General features: G+C 70.0%; 26 protein-coding genes. 15 read left to right on the top strand and 11 right to left on the bottom strand.

Features of this window, described 5'->3' with window-relative positions; translation table 11 throughout:
• Positions 1–19 precede the first annotated feature (19 nt).
• The 3 genes from cydB to hisC all read right to left on the bottom strand — a co-directional run bounded on the left by cydB (position 20) and on the right by hisC (position 3,912).
• Positions 20–1,024 carry a cytochrome d ubiquinol oxidase subunit II gene (gene cydB / locus AC3ET3_RS01160; protein WP_432156536.1) on the bottom strand — a complete coding sequence of 335 codons (1,005 nt, stop codon included), beginning with the start codon at positions 1,022–1,024 and terminating at the stop codon, positions 20–22.
• Between the two features lie 20 nt (positions 1,025–1,044).
• Positions 1,045–2,553, bottom strand: a complete 1,509-nt coding sequence (locus tag AC3ET3_RS01155; protein WP_432136595.1) for a cytochrome ubiquinol oxidase subunit I — start codon at positions 2,551–2,553, stop codon at positions 1,045–1,047.
• Positions 2,554–2,832: 279 nt separating this feature from the next.
• A complete protein-coding gene (gene hisC / locus AC3ET3_RS01150) occupies positions 2,833–3,912 on the bottom strand; it encodes a histidinol-phosphate transaminase (protein ID WP_432136594.1) in 1,080 nt (359 codons plus the stop codon).
• A 428-nt stretch (positions 3,913–4,340) separates the two neighbouring features.
• Between hisC and AC3ET3_RS01145 the strand changes: the two genes are divergently transcribed.
• The 3 genes from AC3ET3_RS01145 (at position 4,341) to AC3ET3_RS01135 (ending at position 8,238) form a co-directional block, all read left to right on the top strand.
• On the top strand, positions 4,341–5,456 hold the full coding sequence (locus tag AC3ET3_RS01145) for a LacI family DNA-binding transcriptional regulator (RefSeq protein ID WP_432136593.1): 1,116 nt from the start codon (positions 4,341–4,343) through the stop codon (positions 5,454–5,456).
• A gap of 602 nt (positions 5,457–6,058) precedes the next feature.
• Positions 6,059–7,150 carry a metallophosphoesterase gene (locus AC3ET3_RS01140; RefSeq protein ID WP_432136592.1) on the top strand — a complete coding sequence of 364 codons (1,092 nt, stop codon included), beginning with the start codon at positions 6,059–6,061 and terminating at the stop codon, positions 7,148–7,150.
• 206 nt (positions 7,151–7,356) lie between these two features.
• Complete coding sequence (locus AC3ET3_RS01135) at positions 7,357–8,238, top strand: hypothetical protein (RefSeq protein WP_432136591.1); 882 nt, start codon at positions 7,357–7,359, stop codon at positions 8,236–8,238.
• Positions 8,239–8,281: 43 nt separating this feature from the next.
• On the opposite strand, the gene AC3ET3_RS01130 is transcribed toward AC3ET3_RS01135, so the two are convergent.
• The gene (locus AC3ET3_RS01130) at positions 8,282–9,247 is read right to left on the bottom strand and encodes a LysR family transcriptional regulator (RefSeq protein WP_435611460.1); all 966 of its coding nucleotides are present in this window, start codon (positions 9,245–9,247) and stop codon (positions 8,282–8,284) included.
• A gap of 202 nt (positions 9,248–9,449) precedes the next feature.
• Here AC3ET3_RS01130 and AC3ET3_RS01125 point away from each other — a divergent pair, with 202 nt between their 5' ends.
• On the top strand, positions 9,450–9,836 hold the full coding sequence (locus tag AC3ET3_RS01125) for a VOC family protein (RefSeq protein ID WP_432136589.1): 387 nt from the start codon (positions 9,450–9,452) through the stop codon (positions 9,834–9,836).
• A 110-nt stretch (positions 9,837–9,946) separates the two neighbouring features.
• On the opposite strand, the gene thiC is transcribed toward AC3ET3_RS01125, so the two are convergent.
• The gene (gene thiC, locus AC3ET3_RS01120) at positions 9,947–11,731 is read right to left on the bottom strand and encodes a phosphomethylpyrimidine synthase ThiC (RefSeq protein ID WP_435611459.1); all 1,785 of its coding nucleotides are present in this window, start codon (positions 11,729–11,731) and stop codon (positions 9,947–9,949) included.
• A gap of 467 nt (positions 11,732–12,198) precedes the next feature.
• Between thiC and AC3ET3_RS01115 the strand changes: the two genes are divergently transcribed.
• Both AC3ET3_RS01115 and AC3ET3_RS01110 read left to right on the top strand, forming a co-directional pair.
• Complete coding sequence (locus AC3ET3_RS01115) at positions 12,199–12,600, top strand: hypothetical protein (protein ID WP_435611458.1); 402 nt, start codon at positions 12,199–12,201, stop codon at positions 12,598–12,600.
• Between the two features lie 17 nt (positions 12,601–12,617).
• Positions 12,618–13,835 (top strand): YibE/F family protein, encoded by a 1,218-nt coding sequence (locus AC3ET3_RS01110; protein ID WP_435611457.1) that lies wholly within the window; start codon positions 12,618–12,620, stop codon positions 13,833–13,835.
• 235 nt (positions 13,836–14,070) lie between these two features.
• Here AC3ET3_RS01110 and AC3ET3_RS01105 read toward each other — a convergent pair whose 3' ends face one another.
• From AC3ET3_RS01105 to AC3ET3_RS01090, 4 genes are all read right to left on the bottom strand, one after another.
• A complete protein-coding gene (locus tag AC3ET3_RS01105) occupies positions 14,071–14,517 on the bottom strand; it encodes an SsgA family sporulation/cell division regulator (RefSeq protein WP_432136586.1) in 447 nt (148 codons plus the stop codon).
• A 105-nt stretch (positions 14,518–14,622) separates the two neighbouring features.
• Positions 14,623–15,486 (bottom strand): IclR family transcriptional regulator, encoded by an 864-nt coding sequence (locus AC3ET3_RS01100; protein ID WP_432156552.1) that lies wholly within the window; start codon positions 15,484–15,486, stop codon positions 14,623–14,625.
• Positions 15,487–15,688: 202 nt separating this feature from the next.
• Entirely contained in the window at positions 15,689–15,901 is a 213-nt protein-coding gene (locus tag AC3ET3_RS01095) for a DUF5326 family protein (RefSeq protein ID WP_435611456.1), read from the bottom strand.
• A gap of 171 nt (positions 15,902–16,072) precedes the next feature.
• Complete coding sequence (locus AC3ET3_RS01090; protein WP_435611503.1) at positions 16,073–16,390, bottom strand: cupin domain-containing protein; 318 nt, start codon at positions 16,388–16,390, stop codon at positions 16,073–16,075.
• A gap of 58 nt (positions 16,391–16,448) precedes the next feature.
• On the opposite strand from AC3ET3_RS01090, the gene AC3ET3_RS01085 reads away from it, so the two are divergent.
• The 6 genes from AC3ET3_RS01085 to AC3ET3_RS01060 all read left to right on the top strand — a co-directional run bounded on the left by AC3ET3_RS01085 (position 16,449) and on the right by AC3ET3_RS01060 (position 21,206).
• The gene (locus AC3ET3_RS01085) at positions 16,449–16,826 is read left to right on the top strand and encodes a phage holin family protein (RefSeq protein WP_435611455.1); all 378 of its coding nucleotides are present in this window, start codon (positions 16,449–16,451) and stop codon (positions 16,824–16,826) included.
• A gap of 3 nt (positions 16,827–16,829) precedes the next feature.
• The gene (locus AC3ET3_RS01080; protein ID WP_432136582.1) at positions 16,830–17,321 is read left to right on the top strand and encodes a low molecular weight protein-tyrosine-phosphatase; all 492 of its coding nucleotides are present in this window, start codon (positions 16,830–16,832) and stop codon (positions 17,319–17,321) included.
• Positions 17,318–18,457 carry a cystathionine gamma-lyase gene (locus AC3ET3_RS01075; protein WP_432136581.1) on the top strand — a complete coding sequence of 380 codons (1,140 nt, stop codon included), beginning with the start codon at positions 17,318–17,320 and terminating at the stop codon, positions 18,455–18,457. The genes AC3ET3_RS01080 and AC3ET3_RS01075 overlap by 4 nt, the downstream gene beginning before the upstream one ends.
• A gap of 223 nt (positions 18,458–18,680) precedes the next feature.
• Complete coding sequence (locus AC3ET3_RS01070; protein WP_432136580.1) at positions 18,681–19,586, top strand: LysR family transcriptional regulator; 906 nt, start codon at positions 18,681–18,683, stop codon at positions 19,584–19,586.
• 117 nt (positions 19,587–19,703) lie between these two features.
• Positions 19,704–20,186 carry an NUDIX domain-containing protein gene (locus tag AC3ET3_RS01065; protein WP_432136579.1) on the top strand — a complete coding sequence of 161 codons (483 nt, stop codon included), beginning with the start codon at positions 19,704–19,706 and terminating at the stop codon, positions 20,184–20,186.
• Between the two features lie 153 nt (positions 20,187–20,339).
• Complete coding sequence (locus AC3ET3_RS01060) at positions 20,340–21,206, top strand: GNAT family N-acetyltransferase (RefSeq protein WP_432156553.1); 867 nt, start codon at positions 20,340–20,342, stop codon at positions 21,204–21,206.
• An 86-nt stretch (positions 21,207–21,292) separates the two neighbouring features.
• On the opposite strand, the gene AC3ET3_RS01055 is transcribed toward AC3ET3_RS01060, so the two are convergent.
• Positions 21,293–22,501, bottom strand: coding sequence for an MFS transporter (locus AC3ET3_RS01055; RefSeq protein ID WP_432156554.1), 1,209 nt, complete (start codon positions 22,499–22,501; stop codon positions 21,293–21,295).
• 148 nt (positions 22,502–22,649) lie between these two features.
• On the opposite strand from AC3ET3_RS01055, the gene AC3ET3_RS01050 reads away from it, so the two are divergent.
• Both AC3ET3_RS01050 and AC3ET3_RS01045 read left to right on the top strand, forming a co-directional pair.
• Positions 22,650–23,114, top strand: a complete 465-nt coding sequence (locus AC3ET3_RS01050; RefSeq protein WP_432136576.1) for a MarR family winged helix-turn-helix transcriptional regulator — start codon at positions 22,650–22,652, stop codon at positions 23,112–23,114.
• A gap of 9 nt (positions 23,115–23,123) precedes the next feature.
• The gene (locus AC3ET3_RS01045) at positions 23,124–23,576 is read left to right on the top strand and encodes a GNAT family N-acetyltransferase (protein WP_432136575.1); all 453 of its coding nucleotides are present in this window, start codon (positions 23,124–23,126) and stop codon (positions 23,574–23,576) included.
• Positions 23,577–23,684: 108 nt separating this feature from the next.
• On the opposite strand, the gene AC3ET3_RS01040 is transcribed toward AC3ET3_RS01045, so the two are convergent.
• The gene (locus AC3ET3_RS01040; RefSeq protein ID WP_435611453.1) at positions 23,685–25,070 is read right to left on the bottom strand and encodes a serine hydrolase domain-containing protein; all 1,386 of its coding nucleotides are present in this window, start codon (positions 25,068–25,070) and stop codon (positions 23,685–23,687) included.
• A 633-nt stretch (positions 25,071–25,703) separates the two neighbouring features.
• On the opposite strand from AC3ET3_RS01040, the gene AC3ET3_RS01035 reads away from it, so the two are divergent.
• Entirely contained in the window at positions 25,704–26,081 is a 378-nt protein-coding gene (locus tag AC3ET3_RS01035) for a hypothetical protein (protein ID WP_435611452.1), read from the top strand.
• Positions 26,082–26,246 lie beyond the last annotated feature (165 nt).

The raw sequence follows: 26,246 nt of genomic DNA, 5'->3' as shown, positions 1-26,246 counted from the left end.
TCGGTGCACGCTCGTTGGTTCAGTGCACGGGCTCGGCGATGTGCTGCGTGCCGATCCGCTTGCGGAACACCCAGTAGGTCCAGCCCTGGTAGAGCAGCACCACCGGGGTGGCGACAGCCGCGCACCAGGTCATGATCTTCAGGGTGTAGCCGCTCGACGAGGCGTTGGTGACCGTGAGGCTCCAGCCGGCGTCGAGGGTGGACGGCATCACGTTCGGGAAGAGCGTCAGGAAGAGCATCGCCACAGCGGCCACGATGGTGACGCCGGACAGCGCGAACGACCAGCCCTCGCGTCCGGCCTGGTTCGCCACCAGCGCGGCGACCAGTGCGGCCACCGCCACGACCAGCGCGACCAGGCTCTTGGCGTCCCCGCTGTCGATCTGCGTCCACAGCAGGAAGACCAGGGACAGCGCGGCGGTGGCGATGCCCACCTGGAGCGCCAGCTTCCGCGCCCGCTCCCGGATGTCACCGACGGTCTTGAGGGCGGTGAACACCGCTCCGTGGAAGGTGAACAGCGTCAGCGTCACCAGGCCGCCGAGCAGCGCGTACGGATTGAGCAGATCCCAGAAGTCGCCCACGTACTCGTGGTTCTGGTCGATCTGCACGCCCCGCACGATGTTGCCGAAGGCGACGCCCCACAGGAGTGCCGGGACCAGGGACGACCAGAAGATCGCCGTCTCCCAGTTGCGCTGCCAGCTCTCTTCGGGCCGCTTGGCCCGGTACTCGAAGGCCACGCCCCGCACGATCAGGCAGACAAGGATGATCAGCAGGGGGAGGTAGAAGCCGGAGAACAGCGTGGCGTACCACTCGGGGAAGGCGGCGAAGGTGGCGCCGCCCGCGGTGAGCAGCCACACCTCGTTGCCGTCCCAGACGGGGCCGATGGTGTTGATCAGGACCCGCTTCTCGGCCCGGTCACGGGCCAGCAGCTTGGTGAGGATGCCGACCCCGAAGTCGAACCCCTCCAGGAAGAAGTATCCGATCCACAGGACGGCGATCAGGACGAACCAGACGTCGTGCAGTTCCATGACTGTGCAGCTCCCTCGGCCTAGTACGAGAAGGCCATCGGCTTGTCGGCGTCCCGGGAGTCGCCGCCGATCTTCGTGGGCGGATTGAGGTCGGCCTCGGTGAGCTCGGGCGGGCCGGCCTTCACGTACTTCGCGAGCAGCTTCACCTCGATGACCGCGAGGATCGCGTACAGCGCGGTGAAGATGATCATCGAGGTGAGGACCTCGCCCTGGGAGACGCCGGGGGAGACCGCGTCGCTGGTGCGCAGGACGCCGTAGACGACCCACGGCTGGCGGCCCATCTCGGTGAAGATCCAGCCCCAGGAGTTGGCGATCAGCGGGAAGGCCAGGGTCCAGATAGCGATGCGCCAGGCCCAGGGGGTGAGCCTCGTTCCGAGCGCCCTGTTCTTGAACAGGACCAGGTGCGGCACCTCGTCCTCGGCGACCCTCAGGTGCTTCGGCAGCAGGAACTTCTTGCGGGTGAGCCAGAGTCCGGCCAGACCGATGGCGAAGGACGCCATGCCGAAGCCGATCATCCAGCGGAAGCCCCAGTAGGCGACCGGGATGTTGGGCCGGTAGTCGCCGGGCCCGAACTGCTCCTGCTCGGCCTTGTTGACGTCGTTGATGCCGGGAACGTGGGAGTCGAAGTTGTTGTCGGCCAGGAAGGACAGCAGGCCCGGCACCTCGATGGCGACCCTGTTGTGGCCCTTGTCGACGTCGCCGACGGCGAAGACCGAGAACGGCGCGGAGTCCTCGCCGTCCCACAGGGCCTCGGCGGCGGCCATCTTCATGGGCTGCTGTTCGAACATGACCTTGCCGAGGGTGTCACCGCTGACCGCGGTGAGCAGTCCGGCGACGACCACGGTGACCAGGCCGAGCCGCAGCGAGGTCTTCATCTCGACCACGTGCTTCCTGCGGGCGAGGTGGAAGGCCGCGATGCCGACCATGAAGGCACCGCCGGTCAGGAAGGCGGCTGACAGCGTGTGGAAAGCCTGGCTGAGCGCGGTGTTCTGGGTCAGCACGGCCCAGAAGTCGGTCAGCTCGGCACGCCCCCTCGCCTCGTTGATCCGGTAGCCGACCGGGTGCTGCATCCAGGAGTTCGCCGCGAGGATGAAGTAGGCCGACAGGACCGTGCCGATCGAGACCATCCAGATCGTGGCGAGGTGGAGCTTCTTCGGCAGCTTGTCCCAGCCGAAGATCCACAGGCCGATGAAGGTGGACTCGAAGAAGAAGGCGATCAGTGCCTCGAAGGCGAGCGGGGCCCCGAAGATGTCACCGACGAACCGGGAGTAGTCGGACCAGTTCATACCGAACTGGAACTCCTGCACGATGCCGGTGACGACACCCATGGCGATGTTGATCAGGAAGAGCTTGCCCCAGAACTTGGTGGCCCTGAGGTACTTCTCCTTGTCCGTGCGCACCCAGGCGGTCTGCAGTCCGGCCGTGAGGGCGGCCAGCGAGATCGTCAGCGGGACGAACAGAAAGTGGTAGACGGTGGTGATGCCGAATTGCCAGCGCGCCAGTGTCTCGGGCGCCAGAGCCAGGTCCACGTCGCTTTCTCCTTACATCGCCGTGGCGCAGCGACAGGGTCGCTTGTGAACATCGCTTGTGAACGCGTTCACATTCACAAGCATTATGCAGCATAGACGTTCGACCGTTGAGGGGCGGGGGGTCCCCCTCGCGGTCCGAGAGGTCCTGCGGACATGCCCGAAAGGCCCGTGGCGACACCACCGCCACGGGCCCTGAGCTGCGGAGAAACCGTAAGAGGCCCTTACGGGGGAAGCGGGGAATGCGGGGAATCTCTCAGAGGCGGGCGCGGAAGGACCCCCTCAGAGGTCCTTGCGGAACGACTCCGCCGCCTTCAGGAAGATGTCGTTCGCCTCGGCCTCCCCGACCGTGACCCGCACACCCTCGCCCGCGAACGGCCGGATCACCACGCCGGCCTGCTCGCACGCGGCGGCGAAGTCCACCGTGCGCTCCCCCAGCCGCAGCCACACGAAGTTCGCCTGCGTCTCCGGCACCGTCCAGCCCTGCGCTCGCAGCGCGTCCACCACGCGGGTGCGCTCGCACACCAGGGAGCCGACCCGGCCCAGCAGCTCGTCCTCGGCACGCAGCGAGGCGACGGCCGCGTCCTGCGCGAGCTGGCTGACGCCGAACGGCACCGCCGTCTTGCGCAGCGCCGCCGCCACCGGCTCGTGCGCGATGGCGAAGCCCACCCGCAGACCGGCCAGGCCGTAGGCCTTGGAGAAGGTCCGCAGCACGCACACGTTGGGGCGCTCTCGGTAGATCTCCACCCCGTCCGGGACCTCGGGGTCGCGGATGAACTCCCGGTACGCCTCGTCCAGCACCACCAGCACATCGCCGGGCACCCGGTCCAGGAACCGCTCCAGCTCGGCCCGCTTCACCACGGTGCCGGTCGGGTTGTTCGGGTTGCAGACGAAGATCAGCCGGGTCCGGTCGGTGATCGCGTCCGCCATCGCGTCCAGGTCGTGCACCTCGCCGGAGGTCAGCGGCACGCGCACCGACGTGGCCCCGCTGATCTGGGTGATGATCGGGTACGCCTCGAAGGACCGCCAGGCGTAGATCACCTCGTCGCCGGGGCCGGAGGTGGCCTGCAGCAACTGCTGCGCGACACCGACCGAGCCGGTGCCGGTGGACAGGTGGGCCGGCGGGACGCCGAAGCGCTCCGACAGCTCGTCCATCAGGCCGGTGCAGGCCATGTCGGGGTAACGGTTGAACGCCGAGGCGGCGGCCGTCACGGTCTCCATCACGCCGGGCAGCGGCGGGTACGGGTTCTCGTTCGAGGACAGCTTGTAGGCCACGGCGCCGCCGGCCGCGGCGGGCTTGCCCGGCTTGTAGGTGGGAATCCCCGCCAGCTCGGCACGCAGCTTCGGGCTCGTCTCGCTCACCGCAGTCCTCCTCGCGACCATACCGGCTCACCGGCTTCAATACTGCTTACCTTATGAGGATTCGGCCCGGCTGCGTAGCGGTCGGTACCGAGCTCGTGGGTCACCCCCGGCACCGGGGCGCATCCGGGGCATCAGCGCAGGAAGCAAGACCAATCGTCGCCCACGCGGGGGCGCGTCGTACATATATCTACGCGCCGGTGGCTCGCGCCGTGGCGCGCATCCCTCGTGCAGGTGAGTTGAGACCTCTTCGAGACATCGGCTTCTTGGCAGGCTCATGCGCGCCGACAAGTCAGGTAGAGGCATTGAAACGGTTAACTGACTTCGTTTCTAACGCAGTTGACCGAAGATGACCTTGCAGAAACGTGCCTGTCAACGCGTGCATATGCGTCCGCCCTACCCCACCTGATGAGCCCTACTATCGGCTCGCCATGACAGCAGCAGGGAAGCACCAGGTGAGCCGCGCGGAAACCTCACGCCGAGGCAGCCGGCCGGGCCGGGCGGGCATCAGGGACGTTGCCGCCGCCGCCGGAGTCTCCATCACAACCGTCTCCGATGCCCTGAACGGCAAGGGCAGGCTCCCCGATGCCACCCGACGCCATGTGCGCGAGGTCGCCGACCGGCTGGGCTACCGGCCCTCCGCGGCGGCCCGCACGCTCCGTACCGGCAAGTCGGGGCTCATCGGTCTGACCGTGACCACGTACGGGGATGAACCTTTCACCTTCACGGAGTTCGCGTACTTCGCGGAGATGGCGCGCGCCGCCACCTCCGCCGCGCTCGCCCGCGGGTACGCGCTGGTCATCCTGCCCGCGACCTCCCGCCACGACGTGTGGTCGAACGTCGCGCTGGACGGAACCGTCGTGATCGACCCCTCCGACCAGGACCCGGTGGTCAGCGAACTCGTCCGGCAGGGTTTACCGGTCGTCTCCGACGGCCGGCCGGCGGGCACACTGCCGGTCACCGCGTGGGTCGACAACGACCACGAGGCCGCCGTCCTGGACATCCTCGACCACCTCGCCGACGCCGGCGCCCGCCGGATCGGGCTGCTGACCGGAACCTCGACGGACACGTACACCCACCTGTCCACCACCGCCTACCTGCGCTGGTGCGAGCGGGTCGGACAGGACCCCGTCTACGAGGCGTACCCCGCGCACGACCCCTGCGCCGGCGCCGTCGCCGCCGACCGGCTGCTGGCCCGGCCCGACCGGCCGGACGCGGTGTACGGCCTCTTCGACCCCAACGGCACGGACCTGCTCGCCGCCGCGCGCCGCTACGGGCTGCGGGTCCCGGAGGACCTGCTGCTGGTGTGCTGCAGCGAGTCGACCGTGTACGCCAGCACCGAGCCGCCGATCACCACGCTCTCGCTCAAGCCGCGACGTATCGGCACGGCCGTGATCCAGCTCCTCATCGACGCCATCGAGGGCGTGGAGTCGGACCGGCCCGTCGAACAGGTGATACCGACCGAACTGATCATCCGTACCTCGTCCCAGCGACGTCCACCGCGCACGACGGTGAGCGCGCCTCGGGGGCCTGAGGGGGTCGGGTAGGGGGCCGGGTCCGGGGCCGGGCCTGGGAACCGGGTCTGGGGTGTCGGGTCCTGCCGTCCGGGGCCGGTCGAGGGCCGGTCCTGTGGGCGAGGGCCGGGGCCGGGAGGCGAGGGCCGGGGCCGGAGCGGGTTCAGGGGTCGGGGGCCGGGGAGCGAGCCGGGGCGGTGGGGAGCCGGGCTCGTCCGGGGCCGACGCAACGCCCTCACCTGCTGCCCGGCCAGCGGGTGCCGGTTCCGGCACCGGCACCGGCACCTCGCCTGCCGCGGCTCGCTCGGAGTCGTCCTCAGGGGCGGCCGACACAGTACGCAAGGGCGGCCGGGTCGGCCCTCAGGGACGTACGACACTGTGGTCAAGGGCGGCCGGGCCGGTCCCCAGGGGCGTGCGAGGAGCGCTGGGCGAGGTCGGGCGGCGCACGCCGGCCGGGGCACAGCTCGGGCAATCGGGGCGAAAGCCACGCTGAACTGGAGCATCGCTCCGATTGACTACCCCTGGGTCATCACACGGCGCGATCCGCATTCCTATGATGGGCCCACGACACCGCGGGCCGCTGCGACCAGGCAGTCCGAAGCGGTGCAGCTGCGGCGCGATGGTGGAGGGGTCTGATGACTCAGGGGGCCGGTCAGGGGCCGGAAGTGGAGCGAACGGCGACGCTGCGTGACTTCCGGGTGCCCGCGTACGTCCACGAGACCGGTCCGTACGGCGACACCGCCCATCCCGGAGACGTCGTACCGCCCCCGGACGAGAGCGTGGAGCACCCGGAGGGGTACACCCCCACACAGCGCGATCTGCCCGTCATCAATCGGGGTGACACGCTGCAGGTGCCCGTCGACCCCGCCGCCGCCCAGGCCCCCGCGGCCCCGGCACCCGGCAACGTCCCCGGACCGCTGTTCGTCGTCGGCGACGTCCACGGCTATCTGGACGAGCTCGTGACCGCCCTCCAGGAACAGGGTCTGATCGACGCGGACGGTCACTGGTGCGCCGGGAACAGCCGCCTGTGGTTCCTCGGCGACTTCACCGACCGCGGCCCGGACGGCATCGGTGTCATCGACCTCGTGATGCGCCTGTCGGCGGAGGCCGCCGCGGCCGGCGGCTACTGCAAGGCACTCATGGGCAACCACGAGTTGCTCCTGCTCGGCGCCAAACGGTTCGGCGACACCCCCGTCAACTCCGGAGCCGGCACCGCCACCTTCCAGGCGGCCTGGCTCCTCAACGGTGGCCAGAAGTCCGACATGGACCGGCTCCAGGACCACCACCTGCAGTGGATGGCCCGCCTCGACGCCGTCGAGGCGGTCGACGGTTATCTGCTCGTCCACTCCGACACCACCGCGTATCTCGACTACGGCGACTCGATCGAGGCGGTCAACGACACCGTCCGCGAGACCCTCACCCGCAACGACGCCGACGAATGCTGGGACCTGTTCCGCAAGTTCACCAAGCGCTTCTCCTTCCGCGACGAGGGTGGCGCCGACGCCGTGCGCTCCCTGCTCGATACGTACGGCGGCACCCGCATCGTTCACGGCCACAGCCCGATCCCCTATCTGCTCGGCGAAGTCGGCTCCGAGGACGGCGAGGACGGCACCGGACCCGTCGTCGAGGGACCGCACGTCTACGCCGACGGGCTCGCCATCGCGATGGACGGCGGCGTGACCATGGCCGGAAAGCTGCTGGTCCGCCCCCTGCCGCTGGACGTCTGACCGTTCGCCGATCCGCACCGAACGCCCGTACTCCGGCGCTGTCGTGGCCGGGTCCGGCGGGCGGCCGGTACGGCCAATTTCGGCAAACCCCCTGTCACCGCGCGGTGTCACCGCTCTACCATCGGCTTATCCGTAGCAGGCTCCCCTCCGTTTCTGCCCGACGGCTCGTTGGCATGCGAGCCCCAAGCCCTACGGAGCATCGGGGGATGCACATGAACAGCGTTCCGCAGCACCTGCACAACGAGGACCGCCCGGAGTACGAGCGGCTCCTCGACGAGGCGCTGCGCTCCGCACCACACCATCCGGAACCGGCCGCCGGAGGCCGGCGGCTCAACCCCGAGCAACTGCGCACCATGGCGCTCAACGCCACCGCCCTCATAGCGGCGGCCGCGGCGACCGAGTACCAGCACTACGTCAAGCTCCGCGAGGAACTGCGCCAGCCGACGCCGGCCCGCACGCCCACCACCGCCTCCGCCGCCCACGACGCCGGCCGGGGAGAACCGGGCGGAGGCACGATCGGACTGGCCGCCACCATGGGAGACGCCGCCGAGGCGGCGGGTGCGGGCGCCGTCGCGGTCGCCGCCGTGCTGACCCCGGTACTCGCCGGGACCGCCGCGGTGATCTTCCTGCTCGTCGGGTACGTCCTGCGGATGCTCGACCCCCGGCCGGCCGTCGCGGACACCCTGCTCACGGCGGGCTGGGCGTTCGGCGCGATCACGGCGGTCGCGATCCTCGTCGCCACCGTGGGCCTGCTGCTCACCGCCCTGCGCAACCGGCCGTCGCTGGAAGCGGAGTCGTACCGCGCGCTGAGCGCGGAGGTCGACCGGGCGCGGGATGCCTGGCGCGAAGCCCTGCTGACACGCGGCGTCCTGCCCTTCCTGCGCGAGGCACTCGCCGACCCGGACACGGCGGCTGCCCTGCCCCACCTCGGACCGCCGGCCTCCACCGGCCGCCTCCCGAAGATCGGTTACGACCGTCCCGGCTTCTCCAGCCCTGACGACGGCTCCACCCGGAGCTCCCGCCCGCGCTTCAGCAGCCCCGACTACACGAGTCCGGAGTTCGGCGGGCCGGAGAACCAACCGGAGTGACGGCGCCGAGGACGGGCCCCGCCCTCCTGCTCCGGAGCGTGCCCTACGGCGTGCGCGCACCGACGCCGGTTTCTGTGCCCGCTCCGGCTCCCGCCGGTTCGGGCCCAGCACCGGCCGACCCGCTCTTCCCGCGTGCCGCGTCGCTCGCGGCGCGGACGAACGCCCGGACGCGTTCCGTCGCGTTGCCCGGGGCCCAGATGAGCCCCCGTTCGATCGGTGGTGCGTCCCGTACCGGCACGTAGACGATGTCGGGCCGGGGGTAGTACCGGCGGCTGTGCTCACCGACCGGCAGGACGCCCCGGCCCAGCGCGACGAGCGTGAGCATCTCGGAGAACGACCCGCCCACCGGCCCCTTGGGCACCGGTCTGCCCGACGGAGTGCGGTCGGGCGTACGGTCCCGCTTGAACCCCTCGGAAGTGACGGCCGGGTACTGCACCACCGGGTGGTCCGCAAGCACTTCGAGTGACACCGATTCGGCACCGGCCAGCGGGTGGCCTGCCGCGACGGCCAGCACCCGCGCCTCCCGCAGCAGCGCGGGCCCACAGGCCATCCCGTCGAACGGATACGAGGCGAGCAGCAGGTCGACCGAACCGTCCACCAGGCTCGCGCGCGAGTTGGACAGGTGCACCTCCCGTATGTCGACCCGGCAGTCGGGGTGCCGCTCGCCGAACAGGGCGACGGCCGCAAGCAGGGCCGGCGCCGTCCACTCACCGAGGAACGCGACCCGCAGTTCGCCGGTGATCCCGCGGCTGGCGTCGGCGGCCCGGGTCACCGCCTCCTGCATGGCCGTGACCAGGGGTGCCAGGTCGTCGGCCAGCCGTCGTCCGACCGGGGTGATCCGAACAGTACGACTGGTGCGTTCGAACAATGGTCCCCCGACCCTGCGCTCCAGCTTTCTGATCACCTGACTGACCCGCCCGGTCGTCAACCGCAGCCGCTCGGCGGTGCGGCCGAAGTGCAGTTCCTCTGCGAGCGTCAGGAAGATCTCGATCTCGCCTCGTTCCCACACGGCTTTGCTCTCATCCCCCGTCTCTGGTCCGGCCCGCCGAGGATCCGGCGTTCAACCCGGCGTTGCACCCGGCCCTTCGGCCTTCGGCGTTGAATCCGGCTCAACGACCGCGCTCGGATTCCGCCTTGATGGTGCCCTGCCCACAGACGATCGTGGAAGGCGTCCACCCCGTGACGACCACCTCCCGAAAGGCGGCCCTCCCATGCGTGTGAAGGCTTTCGACCACCTGGTCCTCAACGTCGCCGACGTCGAACGCGCCCTGGCCTTCTACACCGGCCCACTCGGCCTGGAGCCGGTCCGGGTGGCCGAGTGGCGGGCCGGCAAGGCACCCTTCCCGTCGGTCCGGATCACCGCGGAGACCATCATCGACCTGGTCAGCCGGCCCCGCGGCGAGTCCAACGTCGACCACATCTGTCTCACCGTGGACCCCGTGGACTGGGACGAGGTCATCGCCTCCGGCACCTTCGACGTCGTCGAGGGCCCCGGCCCCCGCTTCGGCGCTCGCGGCACCGCCACCTCCCTCTACGTCCGCGACCCCGACGCCAACATCATCGAACTGCGCTGGTACCCCCAGGACGCGACCTCCTGACGCCACCCACGCCCCTCCGGAACCGGGGCCCCGCCGCGGCCCCGGCCCGGCCCGGGGACGGCGGCACCCCGGACCGGAGACCCGCGGCGCGATGCGCCCCGCGGCGGAGGTCAGTCCGCGATCGGCAGGTACACCCGGTTACCGGCGGCCGCGAACTCCTTCGACTTCTGAGCCATCCCCGCCTCGACCTCACTCCGGCTGCCACCATGCTCGCGGCGGATGTCCTGGGAGATCTTCATCGAACAGAACTTGGGCCCGCACATCGAGCAGAAGTGGGCCGTCTTGGCGGGTTCGGCCGGCAGCGTCTCGTCATGGAACTCCCGTGCTGTGTCCGGGTCGAGGGCCAGGTTGAACTGGTCCTCCCAGCGGAACTCGAACCGGGCGTCGGACAGCGCGTCGTCCCACTCCTGCGCACCCGGGTGCCCCTTGGCGAGATCGGCCGCGTGGGCGGCGATCTTGTAGGTGATGACACCGGTCTTGACGTCGTCCCGGTTGGGCAGGCCCAGGTGCTCCTTGGGCGTGACGTAGCAGAGCATGGCCGTACCCCACCAGGCGATCATCGCCGCACCGATCCCGGAGGTGATGTGGTCGTAGGCCGGTGCGACGTCCGTCGTCAGCGGGCCGAGCGTATAGAACGGAGCCTCATCACAGATCTCCTGCTGAAGGTCGATGTTCTCCTTGATCTTGTGCATCGGGACGTGTCCCGGCCCCTCGATCATGGTCTGTACGTTGAAACGCTTGGCGATCCGGTTGAGTTCCCCGAGCGTGCGCAACTCCGCGAACTGCGCCTCGTCGTTGGCGTCCGCGATGGACCCCGGCCGCAGGCCGTCGCCCAGCGAGTACGTGACGTCGTAGGCGGCGAGGATCTCGCACAGTTCCTCGAAGTTCTCGTAGAGGAAGCTCTCCTTGTGGTGCGCCAGGCACCAGGCCGCCATGATCGATCCGCCACGCGAGACGATGCCCGTCTTGCGGTTGGCCGTCAGCGGTACGTACGGCAGACGCACGCCCGCGTGGACCGTCATGTAGTCCACGCCCTGCTCGGCCTGCTCGATGACCGTGTCCTTGTAGATCTCCCAGGTCAGCTCCTCGGCGCGGCCGTCGACCTTCTCCAGCGCCTGGTAGAGCGGCACCGTGCCGATGGGCACGGGAGAGTTGCGCAGCACCCACTCGCGGGTGGTGTGGATGTTGCGTCCGGTGGACAGGTCCATGACGGTGTCGGCACCCCAGCGGGTCGCCCAGGTCATCTTCTCGACCTCCTCCTCGATGGAGGACGTCACCGCCGAGTTGCCGATGTTCGCGTTGACCTTCACCAGGAACCGCTTACCGATGATCATCGGCTCGATCTCCGGGTGGTTGACGTTCGCGGGCAACACCGCCCGGCCCGCCGCGATCTCCTCGCGCACCACCTCGGGAGAAACGTTCTCCCTGATGGCTGCGAACTCCATCTCCGGAGTGATCTCGCCCCGACGCGCGTACGCCAGCTGCGTGACCGCGGCTCCGTCCCGGCCGCGGCGCGGCAGCCGGGGCCGACCAGGGAACACCGCGTCGAGGTTGCGCAGCCCGCCACGCGGCGAGGTGTGCTTGATCCCGTCGTCCTCCGGACGGACGGGGCGGCCCGCGTACTCCTCGGTGTCGCCGCGGGCGATGATCCAGTTTTCCCGCAGCGGCGCCAGCCCCCTGCGGACGTCTGTCTCGACGAGTGGATCGGTGTACGGGCCCGATGTGTCGTACAGCGTGACCGACTGCCCGTTGGTGAGATGCACCTGACGGACCGGCACTCGAAGGTCGGGGCGTCCGCCCTCGACGTACGCCTTGTGCCAGCCGATGGACTTCCCGGCCTCCTGGGACGTCTCGTCCTGAACGGAGGCAGGCGTGCGTGCGTCCTTGTTGGTCATGAGACCTACTCCCTACGCCGGCATTACCCGGTAACAGGTTCGGCGGTCGACGCAGCGTTCGCCGTCTGCCGATGTTCCACGTGAAACATCGCGAAGACGGAGGTCAGCGCCCTCTCAGCCCGGTGCTCCGAGCTCCCGCGTGTGCAAAGGTGCCTCCACGCTAGCGTCATTTGTGGCGCGGTGAACAGTGGGCCTCTGCCGTTCTTGCGATGATCGGTCGGTGACCACGACACACCGCCCCCCGTACCCGCCCCCCGAACCGCCCCGCGAACCGGCCGGCGGGACCAGCGGCGGCACCCCCGCCAACCCTGGCCCCCGTCTCGGTTTCGGGGACGGGCACGACTTCTCCGGCGGACAGGGTCCCGCTCCGGCCGGTGCGGAAAACGGGGGCCGCGGGGGCCACGGCGGTCGCGGGGGCCACGGCGGCGGCAATGGTGGCCCCGGTGGGTGTGACGGTCCGGGCGGGTATGACGACCACGCAGGTCACGACGGGCACGACGGGCACGGCGGGCACGGCGGGCACGGCGGGCACGGCGGGCACGGCGGGCACGGCGGGCACGGCGGGCACGGCGGGCACGGCGGGCACGGCGGGCACGGCGGGCACGGCGGGCACGGCGGGCACGGCGGCCATGAACAGCGGCCCGGTGGGCCCGCGTCCGTACTCGGCGACGGACCCGTCCGAGATCAAGCGCGGGGCCCGGGAGCCTCGCGCGGTTCGGGCCCGGGTCAGCGCTCTGGACCGGGGCACGGCTCTGGGCCCGGGCACGGATCCGACCCCGGCCACGGTCACTCGCACGGGCACAGCCACAGTCACGGACCGGCGGCTCCCGTCTCCCAACACCTGCGCAAGGTCATCGCCGCCGTTCTGATCCCGTTCGCAGCTGTCGTGGCCATCGGCCTGGCGGTGCTGTGGCCCGGCGGCGCCCCGGCGCACGAGCGGACCGGCGTCGGCTTCGACCGCCAGACGCAGCACGCCACGGTGACCGAGGTCGTCAAGCTGAGCTGCCAGGACGTCAACGGCTCTGCGGGCACTCCGACCGGGGACACCTCCACGGCCGAGGGCTCCTCCGCGCAGCAGCAGGCGAGCGGCGCGTGCAAGAAGGCGACGATTCGGGTCGATACCGGCAAGGACAAGGGCCGTACCTTCACCGAGATCGTGCAGCCGGACCAGTCCCGCCAGTTGCACGAGGGCCAGAAGGTCGTGGTCGCCTACGAGCCCGCCGCGCCCAAGGACCTGCAGTACTCCGTTGCCGACATCAACCGCCGCCTGCCGCTGGCGTTGCTGGCCGGGATCTTCGCGCTCGCCGTCGTGGTCGTCGGGCGGTTGCGGGGTGTGATGGCGCTGGTCTCACTGGCCATCAGCTTCCTGGTGCTGAACTTCTTCATCCTCCCCGCGATCCTGCAGGGCTCCAACCCGCTGGTCGTGGCGGTCGTGGGGGCGAGCGTCATCATGCTGATCGCCCTCTATCTCTGTCACGGTCTGTCGGCCCGTACGTCCGTGGCCGTGCTCGGCACGCTGGTCTCGCTGCTGCTGATCGGTGTGCTCGGTTCCCTGTTCAACGGCTGGGCCGCCCTGACCGGCAACACCGACGACAACACCGGTCTGATCCACGGCCTTTACCCGTCGATCGACATGAGCGGTCTGCTGCTCGCGGGCATCATCATCGGGTCGCTCGGTGTCCTCGACGACGTGACGGTGACACAGACCTCGGCGGTCTGGGAGCTGCACGAGGCGAACCCGGCGCTGGGCCGGCGCGGGCTGTACCGGGCGGGCATCCGTATCGGCCGGGACCACATCGCGTCGGTGGTGAACACGCTGGTTCTGGCCTACGCGGGCGCCGCGCTGCCGCTCCTCCTGCTGTTCTCGATCGCGCAGAGCAGTGTGGGGACGGTCGCCAACAGCGAGCTGGTGGCGGAGGAGATCGTGCGGACTCTGGTGGGGTCGATCGGTCTGGTCGCGTCGGTGCCGGTGACCACGGCGCTGGCCGCCCTCGTCGTCTCTGCCGACCGCCCGGAACAGCGCCCGGCGGCCGGGGCGCCGGTCATGGTGGGCGACGGTGCGGCCCCGCTCCGGGGCGGGCGCGGGCGCCGGCGCAAGCGCTGACGACGGGCGGCGCTCCAGTCTCGGGGCGGGGCGGGGGCGGGGGCCGGGCGGTCCCGCACCCCCCTCGTCCGCCGCACCCCCTCGTCCGCCGTACCGCCGTCCTGTCGTCCACCCGTCCGGGGCGTCCAGGCCGTCCGGTTCCGGTTCCGTTCGCGCCGGAAGCGCCGAGGAGAAGCGTTCCTGCGCCTCCTCACCTCTACGGAAGCGTTCCGCCTGGTCCGTCTGCCGGGATGCCTCAGCCGGCGTTCTGCTCCTCTGCCAGGATCCGGCCCAGCGCCTCGTCGAGATGGGTGTCGAAGTCGGCGAGCGCGTTCTCCTGGCCGAGCGGCACCAACTTGTCGGTGCGGTCGAGGAACCCCACGAGGGGCGCCACCGACGCGCGGAACAGCGCCTGGTCGATGCCCACCTGAAGGCGGATCAGCACCTCACCGAGCAGGTCGGCGTCCACGGGCGAGATCCGGACATCGCCCTCGCCACACGGCCGACCCACCCCGTCGATCAACAGTTCCCGCGCGAAGGCCCAGGTCACCGGCGCGTCCCCGGGCAGATGGAAGGTGAGCCGCACCGCATAGGGATCCGTGGCCTCGTAGTACAGCTCCACCGGGATGCGGAACGAGAGCTCCTCGGAGACGAGGAAGCTCATCATGACCTCTGCCTGTACCGCTTGTACGGACTCGCGCATCGCGTATCGCCTTACCCCGTCATGTGTTGTCCACTGGCCGGGAATCTACCCCTGACACCCAGGCATCTTGCTGAACGTGCACGACAGATCACAAGGAGTGAGTTTTCAGATACTGATAGAGATCGCCAGCGATCCCAGCAGCCGCCCGACCTCGCTCTGCAGCCGCTGCGCCGCGGGTACCAGCCGGTCGGCCTGGTGGGCGGGCAGGGACAGCGCCATCGTCGCCGCCGTGGTGCCGATGGTGAGCGGGATGGCGGCGCACACCGTGCCCAGCGCGTACTCCTGCCGCTCGAACACCGGCTCCATACGTCGCATCCGCTCCAGCCGACGCAGTAGCGCGCAGTCGTCGGGCACGGTGTACGGGGTGATCGACTGGACCGGGTATCGGGCGAGGTGGTCCCGGCGGGCGTCCTCGTCGATCTGCGCCAGCAGGCACTGGCCGATGGCGTGCGCGTGGCCGGTCTCCCGGAAGTCCGCCCACTCCTCGACGGCGGGGTTGCCGGGGGTGTCGGAGACGCACATGACCTCGATCTCACCGTCGCGGTACATGGCGTAGTAGACGGGGACCCCGAGGGTGTCCCGCCATTGCGCGAGCGTGTCGACGACCGTGCTGCGACGTTTCTGCGCGGCTCCTGTGCTGCTCAGGCGCTCGGCCGCCTCGCCGAGGAAGAACAGTCCCCGGTCCCGCCGCAGATATCCCTCGTGGACGAGGGTGCGCAGCAGGTGGTAGGCGGTGGGCAGCGCGAGGCCGGTCTCGCGGGCCAGTTGCTTGGCCGGGGCTCCGCACTCGTGCTCGGCGACGGCCTCCAGCAGGCGCATCGCCCGCTGCACGGACCCGATGAGGGTGGTCGCGGAGTGCGGTCGGTCATGGATCGCCGGGCTCGGCGGCCGCTGGAGCGGGGGTGCGGAGGAGCGCGGCCGCCTGGGGGGCGCGTACGGCTCTGCGGATGCGGTGTCAGCCGTGGCCAAGGGTCACTCCCGAAGCGCGAGGGGGCGGGCCGTGCCGGGGAAACACGGGAGGGTGGGCGGGTGTGCGCCGCTCGCGGGTGGTCCCCGCGGCGAGTTCCGGACTCTAACCCTGCGCCACCGCTTGCAGCCGGGCTGTCCGCAAAACTTCCCTCGCCCGAGGGAACCGGCGATTCCTGTTACCGCTCACCGGCTCCCGGACCGCTCACCAGTCGCCGCGCGACGAGGAGCTCGCCTTGAACTTCCGTACAACGTAGACGAGTCCACCGACCAGGGCGACGAAGACCAGAACCTTGAACAGCAGCCCGATGACGAAGCCGACCACGCTGGCTATCAGCCCGCCGAACACGACCAGGGCGATGACCGGCACCGCGACCCACTTCACCCACCACGGCAGTCCCGCGAAGATCTCACGCATCGCCCTCGTCCTTACCTCTCGCCCGTCGTTGTGCCGGGTGCCCTCGGACCCGGCCCGGTGCCGGATCCTCCTGATGTCGCTTTCGATGCTAGGGGGGCGGGCGGCCCGGCGGGGGCCTCGCGTCCCTTGTCCTCCCCTGACCGATCCCCTAGGGAACCCTGAGGCGCCGGATCAGGCTTCGGGCGGAGAGAACACCACCAGGACCCGCAGATCCTCGCTGATGTGGTGGAACTTGTGGGCGACTCCCGCAGGCACGTACACCACGCTGCCGCGGGCCACCTGCGTGGTCTCCCGTCCGACGGTGAGGGAGGCCCGGCCGGACACGACGAAGTACACCTCGTCCTGCTGGTGCGGGTTCTGCGGGTCGTGGCCGCCGGCGTCGAGCGCGTACAACCCGACGGACATGTTGCGTTCGCGTAGAAACTGCAGGTAGGCGCCGTCATGGGCGGCCCGCTCCGCTTCCAGTTCGTCCAGCCGGAATGCCTTCATCTGGTTCGTCCGCCCTCGCCCGGTGCTCTTGTACGATCTCTCTGCCACGATCAGACACATGAAGAATTTCGTAGTCAAGACGATCGCCAACGCGGGCGCCCTGGCGGTCGCCGTCTGGCTGCTCGCCAAGATCACCCTGACCGGTGACAGCACGGGCAAGAAGGTCGGCACCCTGCTTCTCGTAGCCCTGCTCTTCGGGCTGGTGAACTCCATTGTCAAGCCGATCGTGAAGGTGCTCACCTTCCCCCTGTTCATCCTCACGCTCGGCCTGATCACCCTGGTGGTGAACGCGCTGATGCTGCTGCTCACCTCGTGGCTCGCCGACAAGCTCGACCTGAGCTTCCATGTCGACGGCTTCTGGACGGCGGTCGTCGGCGCGTTGATCGTCTCGGTCGTCTCCTGGGCGCTCGACATGTTCCTGCCCGACGGGGACTGAGCGATGACCTACCGCGTCTGTTTCGTCTGCACCGGAAACATCTGCCGTTCCCCGATGGCCGAGTCCGTCTTCCGCGCGCGCGTGGCCGAGGCCGGACTCGACGACCTGATCGAGGTCGACAGCGCCGGCACGGGCGGCTGGCACGAGGGCGACGGCGCCGACCCGCGCACCGTCTCCGTCCTGGAGGAGCACGGCTACGCCGCGGGTCACACGGCACGGCAGTTCCGGCCCGAGTGGTTCGCCCGGCTCGACCTCGTGATCGCCCTGGACTCCGGTCACCTCCGGGCGCTGCGCCGTCTGGCTCCCACCGAGGAGGACGCGGGCAAGGTGCGCCTGCTGCGCTCCTACGCCCGGCCCGCGCCCGACGACCTGGACGTACCCGACCCCTACTACGGGGGCATGGAAGGGTTCGAGGAGTGCCTGGAGATGGTGGAGGCGGCGAGCACCGGATTGCTCGCCGCCGTACGCGACGAAGCGGGAGGCCGGGCGGCATGAACGACCATGACCGCGGTACGGGGGACGGCACGCGCGCGGTGCGCGCCGGGCTGCCCGACCCGGTGAAATACGAACCGACGCTACCCGGGCCGGTGTTCGCGGCCCACTACCACCTGCCGGGCGAGCCGACCGGCCCCTACACCTACGGCCGTGACGAGAACCCGACCTGGACCCGCCTGGAGCAGGCCATCGGCGAGCTGGAGGCGCCCGGTCGCGACGAGGTGGAGACCCTCGTGTTCGCGTCCGGCATGGCCGCGATCTCGGCGGTGCTCTTCTCGCAGCTGCGCGCCGGAGACACGGTCGTCCTGCCCAGTGACGGTTACCAGGTGCTGCCGCTGGTGCGCGCCCAGCTGGAGGCGTACGGCATCGAGGTGCGCACCGCGCCGACGGGCGGGGACGCCCAGCTCGACCTGCTGGACGGTGCGCGGCTGCTGTGGATCGAGTCCCCGTCCAACCCGGGGCTGGACGTGTGCGACATCCGCCGGCTGGTGGAGGCGGCACACGCGCGCGGCGCACTCGTCGCCGTCGACAACACCCTCGCCACACCGCTCGGGCAGCGCCCGATGGACCTCGGCGCGGACTTCTCGGTGGCCAGCGGCACCAAGCAGCTCACCGGGCACGGCGACATCCTGCTCGGCTACGTCGCGGGGCGCGCGGGCGAACCTATGACGGCCGTACGGCGCTGGCGCAAGATCGCGGGGGCGATTCCCGGACCGATGGAGGCATGGCTCGCCCACCGCTCGATCGCCACGCTGCAACTGCGGGTCGACCGGCAGAACACCACCGCGCTGACCCTCGCGCGGGCCCTGCGGGAGCGTCCCGAGGTGAGCGGCCTGCGCTATCCCGGGCTGGCGGACGACCCCGCGCACAAGGTCGCGGCTTCGCAGATGCGCCGCTTCGGGTGCGTGGTGTCCTTCGCGCTGCCCACCCGCGCGCGTGCGGAGCGGTTCCTGGACGCGCTGCGGCTGGTGGACGACGCGACGAGTTTCGGTGGTGTGCGCTCCACCGCCGAACGGCGCGGTCGCTGGGGCGGCGACGCGGTGCCGGAGGGCTTCATCCGCCTGTCGGTCGGTGCCGAGGACCCCGCGGACCTGGTGGCGGATGTACTGCGCGCGCTGGAGGAATCGGCGGATTGACGGGCCTGTCGGCGCTTCGGACGGGTGCCCCCGACTCTGACGGACGGTCCGAGCCTCCCCCCTCGTGGCTCGGACCGTCCCCGGTTCTGCGCGCGAAGAACCGCGTCGACAAGGCTAGTTGACTCAGTGTCAGTGTCCAATCACTCTGACGACAGAGACCTATCGACTTATTTATAGTTGGGCCCTGCCTCGGGGGCGGAGGGGGCAGGGGAAGGGGCGTGCGATGGACCTGGCCTTGCTGCGCACGTTCGTGGCCGTGCACAGGGCAGGTTCCTTCACCCGCGCCGCCGCCCTGCTGGGGCTGTCGCAGCCGGCCGTCACCTCGCAGATACGCACGCTCGAACGGCAGCTGGGGCGACCTCTCTTCCTGCGGAGGGCACGCGGAGTGACCCCGACGACCATCGGGGACGAACTCGCCCACCGAGCCGCGCCGCATCTCGACGCCCTGGCCGAGATCGCCGAGGTGGGCCCCGGTGACGAGTCCGCGTCCCGCACCCTGCATCTGGCCGGCCCCCCGGAGTTCACCGCCGAGCAGGCTCTTCCCGCGCTCACCGGCCTCGCCGGGAAGGACGGCACGGCGCTCGCCGTGCGCGTTTCCTTCGGTCACGCCGAGGAGGTCCTGGAGGGTCTGGCCGCCGGCCACCACGACCTGGCCATCAGCACCGCCCGCCCGCGCGGTGCCCTGTTCACGGCGACACCGCTGTGCGACGAGGAGCATGTGCTGGTCGCCTCGCCGCAGTGGGCGGAACGGGTCGGACGAGGACAACCATCGCGTCGGGATCCGGCAGACCTGGAGCAGTGCCCCGTGGTCGAGGTTCACGAGTCGCTGCCGTTCGTCTCCCGCTACTGGGCGTCCGTCTTCGACTCCCGTCCCGTCGCCTCCGGCACCGTCATCGTCCCGGATCTGCGTGCGGTCCTCGGCTGCGTGAGCGCGGGCGCCGGGCTGGCGGTCCTGCCCCGCTACCTGTGCGCGTCCGCCAGGGAACGCGGCGACGTCGTCCCCCTGTACGAGCCGGCGGTGCCGCCCCTGCGGACGTACTTCCTGGTGGTACGCGCCGGCACTCTGGGGATGCCGCACATCGCCCGGGCTCATGAATGGCTGCTGCAGACGGCCACGGAGTGGAGCTGACGCCCCGACCACGCCAGGCCTGGTCGCTGGCGGAGCTCATTTGGCTACGGTTCGCCAGGTTTCACGTGAAACCGGCGCGCATGTTTCACGTGGAACAGGCTGGGCCACATTTCTCCCATGACCGTCCGACCCGTGGTCAAGCGCACCGCCCGTGCTGTTCTGCTGGACGGCGACGACCTCATCCTGATCAAGCGCACCAAACCGGGTGTCGATCCGTACTGGGTCACCCCCGGCGGCGGGGTGGAGCCCGAGGATCCGACCGTCATCGACGCTCTGCACCGCGAGGTGCACGAGGAGCTCGGCGCCAAGATCACCGACGTGGTGCCCTGTTTCGTCGACACGGTCGAGCACATCGGTGACGACGGCGGAGCCACCGGCGTGAAAGTCCAGCACTTCTTCGTCTGCCGACTGGAGTCCATGGATCCAGCCCAGCGACACGGGCCCGAGATCGAGGAACCGGCCGGGGAGTACGAGATCGTCCGCGTGCCGTTCACACGCGTCGGCATCGCCTCCGTGCACCTCGTCCCCCTGTCACTGCGGCACTACCTGGACGGGAACATCGAGGGTGTCCGCGCCATGCACGCGCCCGATCTCGGGTGAGGCACCCTCGCGGAGGGTTCTAGCCGTAGTTTCACGTGAAACGACGGCGACCTTGCCGGGCACTGTGCACCGGGCGACGGCATGGCCAAAAGCACATGTCTCTCAGTGGAAACAGGTGGACGCGGAGCCCCCTGTTCGGACAGCCTGACCTGCGTGCCGACTCCTTCCCCCGCCGCTCACCCCATCCGTCGACTGACCTTCCGCGATCTCACCGCCTGCGCCGACTTGTCCGAGAATCGGGGGTGGCCGCGCGAGGAACACAAGTGGGGCCTTCTCCTCACGGCCGGCCAGGGGTACGGGATCGACGCACCCGACGGTGGGCTCATGGCCGCCTGCATCGTCACCAGGTACGGCCCGCAGGAGCGCCCCGACCTGGCGGCCATCGGCATGGTCCTGGTCGCCGAGCGGTATGCACGACAGGGCGTCGGACGGCAGCTGATGCGCCATGTCGTCTCCTCCTTGGACACGACCCCGCTGACCCTCCACGCCACGCCGAACGGCCGGCCCCTCTACGAGGAGCTGGGCTTCAAGACGACCGGACGCGCCGAGATGGTGCGCGGTCACTTCGCGTCCGGTGACGAGCGGCCCGGGACGGCCACACGAGCGGCGACGGCCGAAGACCTCACCGCCATTCTCCGCCTCGACGAAGAGGTCTTCGGCACCTATCGCACCCACATGATCACCCGGCTGCCTGCCTTCGCCGACGAGCTGCGGGTCGCTGAGGACGACGGCCGGGTCATCGGCTACGCGGCGCTCTGGCCGAACATGGAGACCCATGTAGTCGGCCCGCTGGTCGCCCGGGACACGGAGACGGCGAAGGCCCTGGTGGCCTCCCTCGCCGCCCGGACCGACCGGCCGTTGCGCACCGACATCGACGTACGTCACGAGGAACTGCTGGCCTGGGTGAAGGAGCGTGGGCTCAGCACGGTCGCCTTCAACGCCGTGATGACCTACGGCGTACCGGAGCTGCCCGGCGACTGGAGCCGGCGGTTCGCCCCGCTGACGGTCGCGGCAGGTTGAGCAGGGCCCGGTCCCTTCCGGTCGACGGCGGCCCGGCCGAGTCGGCAGCGTTCCGGGCGACTGCCCCGGCCGCTCCCAGCGACGGATCACCTCCCGGCGGCCACGCGTTCCTCAGCGGTGAGGGAACCGGCGACCACGGCACTCGGCCCGCTCTCCCGGCGTTCGAGGGCTGAGGAGACGAAGGCGAGCAGCAGCGCGGACCCGGCGAGGGCGGCCCCGACCCAGTTGGGCGCGGTGTAGCCGAGACCGGCGGCGATGACGAGACCGCCGAGCCAGGCCGAGAGCGCGTTGCCCAGGTTGAAGGCCCCGATGTTCACGGCCGACGCGAGCGTCGGGGCGCCGTGCGCCTGGTCGAGGACCCGCTTCTGCAGCGGGGGCACGGCGGCGAAGCCCAGCGCTCCGATCAGGACGATCGTCACGGCCGCGAGCGCCTTGTGCTGCGCGGTGAGCGTGAACAGAGCCAGAACGACCGCCAGTGCGCCCAGAGAGACGTACAGCAACGGCATCAGGGAGCGGTCGGCGTACCTGCCCCCGACGAGGTTGCCGCCGACCATGCCGAGGCCGAAGAGGACCAGCAGCCAGGTGACGGAACTGTCGGCGAACCCTGCGGCATGGGTCATCATGGGCGCGATGTAGGTGATGGCCGCGAAGACTCCGCCGAAGCCGAGGACGGTCATCGCCATGGCGAGGAGCACCTGCGGGTTCTTCAACGCCGCGAGTTCGTGGCGCAGCCGCACGCCTTCGGGCTCCGGCAGTTCCGGAACCCACCTGGCGATGCCCGCGAGGCCCACCACACCGAGGGTGGCGACGACACCGAAGGTGACGCGCCAGCCGACGCTCTGGCCGACGAGAGTGCCGAGCGGAACGCCGATGACGTTGGCGACGGTCAGTCCGGTGAACATCATCGCGATGGCACCGGCCTTCCTGTCCGGTGCCACCAGGTCTGCCGCGACGACCGAGCCGATGCCGAAGAACGCACCGTGCGCGAGCGAGGCCACGACGCGGCCGGTCAGCATCACCGAGAAGACGGGGGCGACGGCAGAGAGCAGGTTCCCGGCGATGAAGAGGCCCATCAGCAGCATCAGCATCCGCTTGCGGGGCACCCTGGTGCCGAGAGCGGTCATGAGCGGGGCGCCGAACATCACGCCCAGGGCGTAACCGGTCACCAGGAAGCCGGCCGTGGGGATGGAGACCCCGAAGTCGTCCGCCACCTCGGGCAGCAGTCCCATGATCACGAACTCGGTGGTGCCGATTCCGAAGGCCCCGATCGCGAGGGCCAGAAGCGCGAGAGGCATGACGGAGGCTCCCCTTCCGGAGGATTGATTGCTCGTGCGCCTATCTGGCCTCCGACATTAATTGCAGACGCGCTTTAATTGCAAGCGCGGGCTATTGCGAACGTCCTCTACCCTGGGACACAGCCGCTCCGGGACGGAGGAGAACGCCATGACTGCGACGGACCCCGCACTGACCGCCCTCTCCCAGGGCTGGTGCGCCCTCTCCCTGCTGCACGGCAGGATCGAGGCCCACATCGAACGGGCGCTGCAGGTCCGGCACGACCTGAGCGTGCGGGAGTACTCCCTGCTCGACGTCCTGAGCCGACAGCACGACGGCGACGGGGGCCACCTGCAGATGAAGCAGGTGGCCGACGCGGTGGTGCTGAGTCAGAGCGCCACCACCCGGCTCGTCACCCGGCTGGAGGACCGCGGCCTGCTGGAGCGCTACCTCTGCCCCACCGACCGGCGCGGTATCTACACCAACGTCACCGAATCGGGTCTGCGGCTTCTGGCCGGGGCCCGGCCCACCCATGACGCCGCTCTGCGGGAAGCCCTCGACGACGCGGCGAAGAACCCCGAACTGGCCCCTCTCGTCCGAGCCGTGGAGACCCTGACGGCACCGGCCGCCGCATAGGGTGCGGCCATGGGAGATCTTGGTATACGCCCCGCCGGCGCCGACGACGTCTCCGCGATCGTGGCGATGCTCGCGGACGACCCCCTCGGCGCACAGCGCGAGTCGCCCGACGACCTGGCGCCCTACCTGGCGGCCATGGAGCGGATCACGTCCGACCCCCATCAGCGTCTGGTCGTCGCCGTCCGGGAGGGTCGCGTGGTCGGCACGCTCCAACTCACCGTCATCCCGGGTCTGTCCCGGCGTGGCGCCACCCGGTCGATCATCGAGGGGGTGCGGGTACACGCCGACGAGCGCGGCAGCGGACTGGGGACCCGGTTCATCGAGTGGGCGGTCGAGGAATCCCGCCGCGCGGGCTGCCAGTTGGTGCAACTGACCTCGGACAACGCCCGTCCGGACGCCCATCGCTTCTACGAGCGGCTGGGCTTCGTCGCCTCCCACGTGGGATTCAAGCTACAGCTGTGACGGCACCGGGCTTCGTCGCCGAGGGGCTGTCGTGGGGCAGGGAGCTGTCTCGTGCGCTTGTTTCACGTGAAACAGCTCCTTGGCGCGTCGTCCGGCCGCGGGCCCTCCCTAGACGGCCCCCCGCCAGCCCTCGGCGTCCACCCCGCCGGGCACCTCAGCGGTCGTGTCGTACGGCTGACGTGTGAACACGAAGGACCCCAGGTCCAGATGGTCCACCGCACCGTCCGGCCGTCGTACCGCCCGCAGCAGCTCTCCGGCGAAGTAGCCTTCGAGCCCCGTCCAGGTGCCGTCGCCGTTCGGCTGGAAGCGCGAGCGCCGGCCACCGCCGGAGAGCGGTGCCAGCGAGACGAGCCCGTCGGCCGTCACTCTCAGGGCGAACGGACTGGTCCCCCAGTACCACTGACCGGCCAGCTCCAGCACAGACGCGTCCACCTCACGCAGAGGGCGCCAGGGCTCGGGAATCCGTGGCTCCGCCTCGGCGACGACACGGATCAGATCGGCACCGAGCAGCGACAGCAGCGGCCCCGAGGTGCAGTTGGCCAGGACGACGGCCGCGACATCGTCCTCCACGCAGACGGTGAGGTTCGCCAGGAAGCCCGGCACGGACCCCGAGTGTCCCACCAGAAACCGGCCGTCCCGGTGCTGGAGCTGCAGACCGAGTCCGTACGAGACGCCGTCCACGACATCCGCGGGCTCAACAGGAGCCGCCGGCGCCCTCATCTCCCGCAGTGTCTGCATGCTCAGCACCCGGTCGTCGCCCCGCATCAGGAAGGCCGCGAAACGGGCCAGGTCACCGGTAGTGGACCAGAGCTGCCCGGCGGGAGCCATCGGGCCGTACTCCTCCAGCGGTTCGGGAAGGAGCGCATCGGCCCACGGGTGCACCGCCCACCCTCCGGCGTAGGGTGCCTCGGGGCGCGTGGTCGTGCGGCCGAGCCCCAAGGGATCAAGGACCTCACGTCGCAGTACCTCCTCCCACGGGGCGCCGCGCAGCCGCTCCACCAGGGCTCCGAGCAGGGCGTAACCGGGGTTGGAGTAGTGGTGGCGCCGGCCCACGGGATGGAGCAGTGGCTGGTCGCCGAGGACATCCGTGATGCCGGGGCGCAGTGAGCCCGGCGTCCGCTCCCACCAGGGACCGGGCGTCTCGGCCGCCAGACCGCCCGCGTGGGCGAGGAGTTCGGCGATGCTCGCCTCTCCCACCGGTGTGCCCGGCAGGTGCTTCTCCAGCGGATCGACGAGATCGAGCCTCCCCTCGTCGCGCAGCCGCAGCACCAGCACCGCGGTGAACGTCTTGGTGATCGAGCCGATCCGGTACTGCACGTTCTCGTCCGGCCCGTGCCCGTCCACCGACGTCCGAGCCCCGTGCCACACGACCCGGCCGTCCCGCACGACCGCTGCTACCAGTGAAGGAGCCCGCCCCTGGGCCTGGGCAACGGCGATCCGGTGCAGCAACGCCCGCCGCGTGCCGGGAAGCAACTCATCCTGAGAACTCGTCATGGCCCCAGTCCACCCCGTGGGCGCCCAGGAGTCGACTCCGTATCACCGAGCCGGCCAGGTTCGCGCATGCAGGGTCTCGCGGCTCGTGTCAGATCGTGACGCGCTGACCTGCGGCTTCCGATCCTGTCCCACAGCGCATACCGATGCCCTGTCTCAAATCCGTGGCACTTCCTACGGGCGGCGCTGGAAGATGACGGCGTGCGACTCTCCTACGTCTTTCGCGTCAGTAAGTACGCCCCCGCCCACCGTGACGACCACGGGCACTACACCGGCGTGGAGGACACCACCAGCGATCACGGCGAGGTTGAGGCGGCCTATCTTCAGGCGGTTCAGGCGTTCGCTACGGATACCGGCGTCGACCGATTGACTGTCCGTGAGCCTGAGGTTTCGCGCGGGCCCGCTGCCACTCGGCGAGGGAGGCAGTTGCGACCGAGGCCAACTCAGGCCCTTCGATTCCACCTGCCGAATCACCCAGCCTTCGGCGTCGACTCGAAGTAGAACCAGGTGTCTTCCTCGTCCCAGTAGCAGCGCATCCATGTCGTCACGAGCCCATGATGGCGGCGGTCTGTGCGCCGGCCGCTGCGGTGTCCAATTCCTGTGGACCGTCATCTGGACTGCTGGGATGCTCCTGCTGTGACCACCACGACGAGCGAACTGCAGACCGGAGCCGGATGGGACGGCCCCTATTACCGTGTCCTCGCCAAAGGGTTCGAGGCCCTGTTCCTCCCAAGCCCTGACGAGGTGCTCGAGGAGGTCTGCAATGTGGATGTCGAGGTTCACCTTCCCGATGGCTCTCGCTGGAGTGCGACGATCTTCACCCTCGCCGAGGTGGACCGGCTGATGAGGAGATGGGAGGGGACCGGAGAAGCCGCAGGGGGCCGGTGCTTCTGGTGCTCGGACGGGCTGATCGTTCGGGACCCTGGCATCCAAGGCATGGTGGGCGTGATCGCCGAGCTGCTTGCGTCTGACGAGTTCGACGGAGCCTTTCATCGCCTTTCCGACCCGGAGTGAACTCCGGTTTTACGACGCCGCACCATCTTGAGACGTGCGAATAGCCCTGAGCACCCTCCTCCCCAAGGGAGTCAGCGTCATGGGCCGGCCGCGTTCGGCTCTGACCAGCAGCGGTCCGCCTCCGTGGCGGACGTTCCGCTGGCACAAGAGCCAGAAGCACTACTC

The sequence above is a fragment of the Streptomyces sp. bgisy159 genome, from assembly GCF_057707805.1.
This window is presented reverse-complemented; position numbering and strand designations above follow the sequence as displayed.

What these genes read in the sequence shown, in the direction of transcription:
- cydB (WP_432156536.1), bottom strand. Translation starts at nt 1,024, where the DNA reads ATGGAACTGCACGACGTCTGGTTCGTCCTGATCGCCGTCCTGTGGATC.
- AC3ET3_RS01145 (WP_432136593.1), top strand. Translation starts at nt 4,341, where the DNA reads ATGACAGCAGCAGGGAAGCACCAGGTGAGCCGCGCGGAAACCTCACGC.
- AC3ET3_RS01140 (WP_432136592.1), top strand. Translation starts at nt 6,059, where the DNA reads ATGACTCAGGGGGCCGGTCAGGGGCCGGAAGTGGAGCGAACGGCGACG.
- AC3ET3_RS01135 (WP_432136591.1), top strand. Translation starts at nt 7,357, where the DNA reads ATGCACATGAACAGCGTTCCGCAGCACCTGCACAACGAGGACCGCCCG.
- AC3ET3_RS01125 (WP_432136589.1), top strand. Translation starts at nt 9,450, where the DNA reads ATGCGTGTGAAGGCTTTCGACCACCTGGTCCTCAACGTCGCCGACGTC.
- thiC (WP_435611459.1), bottom strand. Translation starts at nt 11,731, where the DNA reads ATGACCAACAAGGACGCACGCACGCCTGCCTCCGTTCAGGACGAGACG.
- AC3ET3_RS01115 (WP_435611458.1), top strand. Translation starts at nt 12,199, where the DNA reads ATGACGACCACGCAGGTCACGACGGGCACGACGGGCACGGCGGGCACG.
- AC3ET3_RS01105 (WP_432136586.1), bottom strand. Translation starts at nt 14,517, where the DNA reads ATGCGCGAGTCCGTACAAGCGGTACAGGCAGAGGTCATGATGAGCTTC.
- AC3ET3_RS01095 (WP_435611456.1), bottom strand. Translation starts at nt 15,901, where the DNA reads ATGCGTGAGATCTTCGCGGGACTGCCGTGGTGGGTGAAGTGGGTCGCG.
- AC3ET3_RS01090 (WP_435611503.1), bottom strand. Translation starts at nt 16,390, where the DNA reads ATGAAGGCATTCCGGCTGGACGAACTGGAAGCGGAGCGGGCCGCCCAT.
- AC3ET3_RS01085 (WP_435611455.1), top strand. Translation starts at nt 16,449, where the DNA reads ATGAAGAATTTCGTAGTCAAGACGATCGCCAACGCGGGCGCCCTGGCG.
- AC3ET3_RS01080 (WP_432136582.1), top strand. Translation starts at nt 16,830, where the DNA reads ATGACCTACCGCGTCTGTTTCGTCTGCACCGGAAACATCTGCCGTTCC.
- AC3ET3_RS01075 (WP_432136581.1), top strand. Translation starts at nt 17,318, where the DNA reads ATGAACGACCATGACCGCGGTACGGGGGACGGCACGCGCGCGGTGCGC.
- AC3ET3_RS01070 (WP_432136580.1), top strand. Translation starts at nt 18,681, where the DNA reads ATGGACCTGGCCTTGCTGCGCACGTTCGTGGCCGTGCACAGGGCAGGT.
- AC3ET3_RS01065 (WP_432136579.1), top strand. Translation starts at nt 19,704, where the DNA reads ATGACCGTCCGACCCGTGGTCAAGCGCACCGCCCGTGCTGTTCTGCTG.
- AC3ET3_RS01055 (WP_432156554.1), bottom strand. Translation starts at nt 22,501, where the DNA reads ATGCCTCTCGCGCTTCTGGCCCTCGCGATCGGGGCCTTCGGAATCGGC.
- AC3ET3_RS01050 (WP_432136576.1), top strand. Translation starts at nt 22,650, where the DNA reads ATGACTGCGACGGACCCCGCACTGACCGCCCTCTCCCAGGGCTGGTGC.
- AC3ET3_RS01045 (WP_432136575.1), top strand. Translation starts at nt 23,124, where the DNA reads ATGGGAGATCTTGGTATACGCCCCGCCGGCGCCGACGACGTCTCCGCG.
- AC3ET3_RS01040 (WP_435611453.1), bottom strand. Translation starts at nt 25,070, where the DNA reads ATGACGAGTTCTCAGGATGAGTTGCTTCCCGGCACGCGGCGGGCGTTG.